This is a genomic window from Ilumatobacter sp., assembly GCF_030065885.1.
Lineage (GTDB): Bacteria > Actinomycetota > Acidimicrobiia > Acidimicrobiales > Ilumatobacteraceae > Ilumatobacter.
This window is the reverse complement of sequence record NZ_JASJCS010000168.1, coordinates 1-8269: the sequence shown is the minus strand read 5'-3', so window position 1 is coordinate 8269 and position 8269 is coordinate 1. Positions and strand designations below refer to the sequence as shown.

The 8269-nt window shown below is 68.6% G+C and carries 2 protein-coding genes; one reads left to right on the top strand and one right to left on the bottom strand.

The annotated features are described in order from the left end of the window. Positions 1 to 590 precede the first annotated feature (590 nt). Positions 591 to 6557 (bottom strand): BTAD domain-containing putative transcriptional regulator, encoded by a 5967-nt coding sequence (locus tag QNJ12_RS22590; protein ID WP_300626188.1) that lies wholly within the window; start codon positions 6555 to 6557, stop codon positions 591 to 593. Between the two features lie 230 nt (positions 6558 to 6787). Here QNJ12_RS22590 and QNJ12_RS22585 point away from each other — a divergent pair, with 230 nt between their 5' ends. Next, positions 6788 to 8059: a hypothetical protein gene (locus QNJ12_RS22585; RefSeq protein ID WP_300626187.1), complete on the top strand. Its 1272-nt coding sequence runs from the start codon at positions 6788 to 6790 to the stop codon at positions 8057 to 8059. Positions 8060 to 8269: the final 210 nt, after the last annotated feature.

Genomic DNA, 8269 nt, shown 5'->3' with positions numbered 1-8269 from the left:
CTCATAACCCGAAGGTCGCAGGTTCAAATCCTGCCCCCGCCACCAACTGAAAAACCAGGTCAGAGGCCCTTTCCGAGTCGAATCTCGGGCGGGCCTCTTTCCGTTTTCGAGCCGCTGTACAACACGAGCTGTTGTACAGCCTCCGACACCGACGGCGCGATCGACCGGCCCCGGTGTCGGCCCGCAGGCGCCCACTTCCCTTGCCTGCGGTTTCGCGACCATGGCACGTCGAGTCGCCGGGCTCGCTCGTTCGAGACTGCCTGACCTTCGGGTCGGAGGCCCGACGAGCGCGCTTGACCGGAGTACCGAGCGGCTCCGACCGGGAACGCTAGAGCGAGGTTCCCACTCAGCGGTTAGGTCGCGATGCGGCAGAGCGGTCAGGTCCTGCCGGATGACGAACACAGCGTCCTCCCCGACGCCGCGTTCGTTCCTCGTGTCGGGCGAGCCCCAGCTCCGCTTGTTCCGGTGCTGCACGTACGCGGCGCGGCTCGCTCGTCATGTTGGCCTCGATCCAGGGGTGCGCGAGCTCGTGGACGTGACGAGACTGGCTCGTTGGTTGGTGGAAGTGGTCCAGCGATCGACAAAGGAACTCAGGGGTGGAGTGGGTACTGCGGGCACGTCGTGCGGTGGTCGATGGTGTCCGGGCCGAACTCGTCCCACTCCTCGGCGGTCATGTTGCGACCGGCGAACTCGCACGCCACGTCGGCCCAGGTGTCGATGTCGAGGTTCCAGACCGAGACGTAGGCGCCGGTGATCCGCGTCATCACCGTGCCGTCGTCGCTGAGCTGCACGGCACGTGAGGGGCTGCCGAACCAGTCCTGGTCCGCCCGGCCGACCTGCTCGCCCGTGGCCCGGTCCCAGAGGCGGACGTCGCCCTGGTAGCTCTGGGAGACGATCAGTTCGCCGGCGCCGTTGTCGACGATCGACGCCCGATTCGCGCGGTGGCCGATCAGCGGCTCGCCGATGGGTTCGTACGTCACCGGGTCGAGACGCTGAATCGCGTACTCGGCTTCGCCATTTGGAGACAGGGAGCTGACGTACAGGGTGTCGCCCGCCAACCACGGCCGGAGGAACGGCGCGCCGGGCCGCGGCCCCTGGTCGACGATGTCGCCGGTCTCGGTGTCCCAGATCGCCCACTCGTCCCCGTTGTACTCGTGCGCCGCGACACGCGAGCCGTCGCCGGCGAAGCTGAACTCGAGCCAGCCGGGAGGTCCCGGCAGTTCGAGATCGATGACGCGGGTGCCGTCGGCCCGGTAGAGGGTGGAGATGTTCGAGTCCTCCGAGAGCCACTGCACGACGAAGAAGCGGCCGTCCGGGCTCGGGCCGCGGTTCTCGGAAAATCCTCGCCACCCCACTGTCCCTCCGAGCGGCTGCAGGTCGCCGTCGAGCATCGTGATGCCGCCGGACAGGCCCGGCAGCGGTTCCACCGAGTAGTCACCAAAAACCTGGAGGCCGGCGTGCAGCGTGTAGCCGCCGTCGCCCCGGTAGAGGCCTGGGACGTCGGGAATGCGCGGTGCCGGATCGTCCTCGGTGAGATCGTACTGGGCCGCGAACCGCCCCTTCGCTAGGAAGTAATCGAACACTGAGACCAGCAACCGCTCGCCGTCACCCGACAACGCCTGTTCGTGCGTCGGCTGGCCTTCCTCGATCCCGTAGCCAGCCCCCGGGCCACCGCGGAAGTCGACGCCGTCGGGCGCGACGATCGGGATGCGACGTTCGAGCGGACCCGTCCACGATGGGTCATGGACCGAGATGCCGAGGGGGCCGCCGACGACGTAGCGGCCGAGCGCCGGGCTGAAGTCGAGCGTCCATGCGGTCGGGGCGAGGAACGGTACCTCCGCCTGGCGACCGGTCCGGAGATCGACCGCTGCCATCGGGACCGTGCGATCGGCCAGGCCGATCTGCCGCTGCGCCTCGTCCAACCACATCCAGTCCTCGATCCCGACGCGATTCGGCACCGTCTCACCGATCTGCGTCCCATCGGCGACCGACAGTCTTCGGATCGTGCTCGGCTGTGGTTGGTCGCCTTCGCCCAGCTGGGTCACGACGACCTCCGACCCGTCCGACGTGAAGAGGATCATCGGGCGCTGCCAGTCGTACCGGATCCCGGGCGCGGTCCATGCTGGTTCGGACGCGCCGGCCGGCCAGTGCTCGACCGACGACCGGGAAGACTGATGGGTGACCGTGTTGCCAGGTTTCATGATCACGAAGCCGTCTCCCTGTGGGTGCCAGGCGACGGTCAGCGCGGGAGCCAGGGTGGTCGCCGATGCGTCCCCGTCGGCGCCGGTGAGCGACCAGACCTCACCGCCGTCCGCGGCGACGACGGCCAGCTCTGTTCCGTCGGGCGAGAACACGACGTCGGCGACGCCGGTCCGGTCGCCGGAGCGGATGAGCTCTCCGGTGCGCACGTCGTACACGTCGGTGCCCAGGTCGTCGGCGATCGCAATCAGACCCGCATCGGACACGTCGATCCGCTGGCCGGGTGCCTCGCTGCCAAGCGCTCGGTCGATCTCGACCACCGTCTTCGTCCCTTCGCGGAGATCCCACAGGTCGATGCCCAGGTCGCCGATGCCGACGGCGGTCGTTCCCCCGTTGATCAGCCACAGTTGGGTGTACGTCGCCGGCAGGATGCGCTCGACCCCGTCAGTGCCGGTGAGGAGGCGGTGCAGCACGCTCTTGCCCTCCATGCTCGGGTCCATGCGATCTCCCTCGACCGCGAGCAGCATCGCGAGCGCCGGGTTGGTCTCCAGTACGTCGAACGCCGTCGCACGCACACGCTCGACGTCGGCTCGCTCCGCCGCGTCCTCGGCAACCGCTTGCGCGTCCTCTGCCCGCCGTGCCTCCTCGGTGGCGACGAGCTCAGCCGCTTCGGCGTCCTCCCTCGCCGCCTCCGCTTCTCTCGCACTCTCTGCGGCGAGTCGCTCCGCTTCTCGGGCGCGTTCTGCCTCCGCTTCGGCACGTTGCCGCTGTTCAGCTTCACGCTCGGCTCGATCACTCGCCTCGTTGCCTTGGACCCACGCCACGACGGCAGCGACGCTTGCCAGGACGGCCAGGACGGCCACGAGGGTGGTGAACTGGCGTCGACGTGACACGCGACGTCGCTCTGCCTCGTCGGTCGCTGTTCGCGACTCGGACAGGAACTCGCGTTCCGGATCCGGAAGTGGAACGTCATGCTCGGTGGACCACGTCTCGAACTGCTCGAGTCGGCCGCCGGCGAGCAGGAGGTCGGACGATCGTCCGCTGTGTTCCCACTCGGCGGTCGCTGAGGTGAGGCGTTGCTCGAGCAGGAGCGCCTCGCGGCGTTCGCCGATCCACTCGCCGAACCTCGGCCACTCGCGGATGAGCGCCTCGTGGGCGACCTCGACGGTCTGGCCTCTCGTCACCGGGTCGCAGTCGAACGAGAGCAGGCGGAACGAACCGTAAGCGCCGATCACGTACTCGATGACGTGGTCGGAGAAGCCGAGCCCGTCGAGCTCGGCACGGCGGGCGCGGCGCCGGGTGTCGTCGGCGTGCTCGTCGACGCGGACGAGCCGCAGGAACACCTCGCGGACGGCATCACGAGTCGCACCCGTCATCCCCTCGTAGATCTCCTCGGCACGCGCCGCCAGGGCTCCCGTCACACCGCCGACCGCTTCGTACTCGTCGCTGGTCAGGAGCCGGTCGTCGGACTCGTCGACCAGTGCGGTGAGCGCGAACTGCATGAGCGGTAGTGCACCGGGCTCGTCGGCGACATCGCGCACGATGTGCGGGATGAGCCCGGGTTCGAACTCGAGACCGGCCGACGTGGCCGGCAGCGCGATCGCCGAGGCGAGCTCGTGATCGCGCGGCATGGCGACGGGGACGACGCTGTCACCGAGCAGTGCACCGAACTCGGGATCCTCGAGTGGACGATCGAAGTAGTCGGCTCGCAGCGTGATCACGATGCGAACGCGGCTGCGCTCGTCGTCGATCACCTCGGCCAGGCTCGCCAGGAAGTGCCGGCGAGCGGACTCGTCGTGGGTCAAGGAGAACAGCTCCTCGAACTGATCGATGACCAGCAGCAGCTCGCTGTCGTCGTCGGGGAGGATCTGCTTGGCGACCCGGAGCAGACCGCGCTCGTCCCCGAGCAGATCCGACCGTGACGGACCCGAGGGCTCGACCGCCACTCGGAGCAAGGCGGACTCGAGCTCTTCGAACGGGTAGGACCCCGGGTACATCTCGGTGATCAAGACGTCTCCGGCGGTGCCCAGCGCACCCTGCCGGACCGCGGGCAGCAGACCGGCGCGGACGACGCTGGACTTGCCGCATCCCGAGGGACCGACGACCGCCGTGAGTCGGTGGCTCGCGGCATGGCGGACGAGTTCGCTCACGAGATCGTCGCGGCCGTAGAAGTCCTGTGCGTCCGTCTCCTTGAACGCCCGGAGGCCCTTGAACGGATTGCGCTTCGGTACGGGTGGGCCGTCGGATGGGGCGACAGCGGAGTCGGCGCCGATCGCCTGTCGGAGGTCGCGGAGGAAGTCGGCGATGCGGGCGTACCGTTGTGCCGGGTCGGGATGGGCACCGCGTTCGAGCACCCGATCGATGGTCGGTGGCAGCTCGGGGCGCTGCAGCGCCACCGGTCCCGGCCGGCCGCCGAGCTCGGGTCGGTCGCCGGTGAGGATCTCGTAGGCGAGCAGCGCGAGCCCGTACATGTCGGCGGCGACGCCGACCGGCCGGCCCGCCAACTCCTCGGGCGAGACGTAGGCGACCGAGCTCTCGATCGGGACGCCGACCGCCTCGACGTGGTGGACGGCGATGCCGAAGTCGGTCAGGAAGGAATTGCCGTCCGCATCGAGCAGGACGTTGGCCGGCTTGAGGTCACGGTGGACGACCCCCTGGCGGTGGGCCGAGTCGAGCGCCGCACCGATCTGTTCGAGGAGGTTCAGGGCGGCGGGTGGCTTCCAGACCGACCTCGCCAGCGAATCGGCGAGGCTGCCGCCGCGGAGCATCTGCATCACGAGGTAGGCGCCGTCCGGATCGCGCCAGTAGTCGTACAGCGGGACGATGTGGGGGTGCTCGAGCTGCGCGACGTACTGCGCCTCGGCCTCGAATCGCTTGACGAACTCGGTGCGGTTGGCCAACTCGGGCCGGATCACCTTGATCGCGACTTCGCGGCCGATCGACGCCTGGTAGGCCCGGAACACGATGCCGTAGGCGCCGACGCCGAGTTGCTCACGCAGCTCGTAGCCGCGGATCGTGCGCCCGAATCCCTCCCGCACGGTGGTGGACGGGGTTCGATCGGTCCGCAGCGGGGGGAAGTCGACCGGTTTGTTCGGGATGTCGATCTGGTCGACCTGGACGCGACCGATTCCCCGATAGTCGGCTGCGCCCAGCTCGCGGCACGGCAGCGGAGAGTGTGGCTCGAGCGCCGCCGGCACGAGCAACTGGCCGCCGTGGCCCGAGGACATGATGCGGCTGGCCCGGTTGAGCACCGGTCCGAAGAAGTCGCCGTCGCGCGACGTTGCCACGCCCTCGTCGACCGCCATGCGAACCCGGAGTGGGCTCGACGTGGCCCACGGCTCACCGGCGAGCGCGAGCTGGGCGTCGACGCCGGCCTGGATCGCGTCACTCGCTTCGCCGAAGACCGCCCAGATGCCGTCGCCTGTCCCTTTGAAGACCGTTCCGGCGTTGGCGGCGACGGCATCGCACAGCAGTGCATCGTGTCGCGTCAGGGCGGCTTGCATCGCCTCCGGGTCGGCCTCCCAGAGCGCGGTCGAGTCCTCGAGATCGGTAACCAGGAATGCGAAGCGTTGCGCGACCGCATCGTCGTCCGGGTCGAGTTGCGGCGACTGTTGGAGGATCTGATCTCGCAGCGTCTGCACGGCCGGGGACGGTTCGATGCCAAGCTGCTCGACCAGCTCGTTCCTCAGGCGGTCGTACGCCCGGAGCGCGTCGGTCTGGCGCCCTGACCGGTAGAGCGCGAGCATCTGCTGCTCCCGGAACCGTTCGTGGAACGGATGATCGAGCGTGAGTGTCTCGAGCTCGCTCACGACCTCGCGGTGCCGGCCGAGCCGGAGGTCGGCGTCGATCCTCCGTTCGATGGCGGCCAGACGAAGCTCGGAGAGCCGCGCCACCTCGGGCCGGATCGCGGGTTCCTCGTCGAGGTCGGCGAAGGCCGGTCCGGTCCACGCGCCGAGCGCGGAGGTCAGTAGCCGGCCGGCCGCCGCTGGATCCGTCCGGATCGATGCGGTCGCCCGCGTGACCGTGGCCTCGAACTCGATGACGTCGTACTCCAGCGCCGCCGACTGGATGACGTAGCCGGCGGGAGCTGTGCGCAACGGGAAGGTCTCGCCGAGGGCTCGGCGAAGGTTGGACACGTGCATCTGGAGCGCTTTGCGCGCGGTCGCCGGTGGGTCGTCCCCCCACAGCCCGTCGATCAGGCTGTCCGTCGACACGACGTGGTCGGCTCCGATCAGCAGCAGGGCGAGCAGCAGTCGCTGCTTCGGTCCACCGACATCGAGAGGGGCTCCGTCGTGAGCGACCGCAAGCGGGCCCAACGCCGTGACCACGAAAACGTCGGCCGTGTCGTTGGCAGGCATCGAGTCCCCCTTCGAGCCATCCCGGACTCCATCGTAGGACGGCGTGCGACCAGCCTGGAAGGGCGCGGTAAAGGATCGGTATAGAGCGCCGGATCACTGCCCCGACCTGGATGTTTGCCGAGGGCTGGAGCGTCAGGCCAAGGCGGGGTGGAGAACCCCCGTCGCCTGGGGGGCGGGACCTGACCGGGTCACCGATCGGGCGATGACCCGCGACGCGTTTGGTCGTCGCCATGACACGACCAACTGCCTTCACCACGCTCGGTCGGCGGGCTCTCGCTCTCGGCCTGTTCGCCGTCGCCGCACCTGCGATCGGCCTGGGGCTCGACGCCAACCGATCCGAGGCCGCCCCGTCGGAGCCGAACTCGTGCGCGGATGATCTCACCGCGGAAGGACTCACGGAGTTCTTCACATCGGAGCGAGCGCCCGCGCACGGCGACTACCAGCGGGTCCTGGCGCTCCCCGATGGACGCGCATTCTGGACGTTCCAGGACGCGTATGTGAAGAACACCGCCGGTCGAAGGGTGCTGATCCACAACGCTGCGATGTTGCAGACCGGTCACTGCTTCGAACTGCTTCGGGGCGGCACGGCCGACACGCCCAGGCCGTGGTTGTTCGCCGAACAGACGAGGCGGTTCCAGCACTGGTATTGGCCGCTCGGCGCGAGCACCACCAGTGATGGACAGATTGGTGTCTTCGTGGCCGAGATGCGCGAGCGTGGGCCGGGTTACCTCCGACACACCGAACCGGTGGCCACCTGGTTGGCAACCGTCGACACCGACAACCTTCACATCACCGACCTGCAGCCGGCAGCCGACGCGTCGGCGTCGCTCTACGGATGGTCCGTCACGTCGGACGAGTCGTGGACGTACCTCTACGGGTACTGCTATCGCCAGTTCGGGTGGGACCCCCTCCCGTTCGCCCCCAACACCCGCGCCCACGATCGTGCATGCAGCTCGGAACTGCACGTCGCCCGCGTCCCCGTCGGCCGTCTCGACGAGCCACCGACCTACTGGAACGGGTCGTCATGGTCCGCCAAGTCCACCGAGGCGGTGCCGGTGATGACGGACTTCAAACGATCGATCAACCCGGCCGAGATCCACTGGAACGGGGAGCGGTTCATCGCGGTGACAAAGGTGGGGGACTGGTGGGGACGCACGGTCCACATTGACGCCTCGCCGACCGCACACGGCCCATGGCGAGCGGTCGACGAGCTGGCCGTCACTCCCGTATGCGATCGTTGTAACACGTACTTCGCCTCGCTCGTGCCGTCGCCGGCCAGCGAGACGGGATTCGTCATCGGCATCTCCAACAACACCTGGGACGGTGCGCACTCACCGCACTACGCGCCGACGTTCCTCTCCCTTGATGTGCCGCATGGCGTGAGCCGAGGAGGAGAGGCGGCGCCGTCTGCTTCGTCGTTGTCCGCCGTTGCGACCCTGCTCGCAGGGTACTTGCGCCTCGTGTGGAGCCGAGGATCAGCGTGGCGTCGCTGCGTCCTCTGACGCGTCGTGGGGCAACCGTGTTCATTCGTAGTAGCAACGCAGGAGCCATGGCGGGAGCTGCCGGTGCGCTACGAGCCTCCGGCGCGGCGTGGTTGGCGTCTCGTGAGGTGGTGGAAGTAGTGGAGGTGGTCCACCGGTGAGGTGGGCCATCGCGTGACCCTTGGTGAGAACGACCAAGAACTCACTGAGGAAGAGGACACGCGATGACCC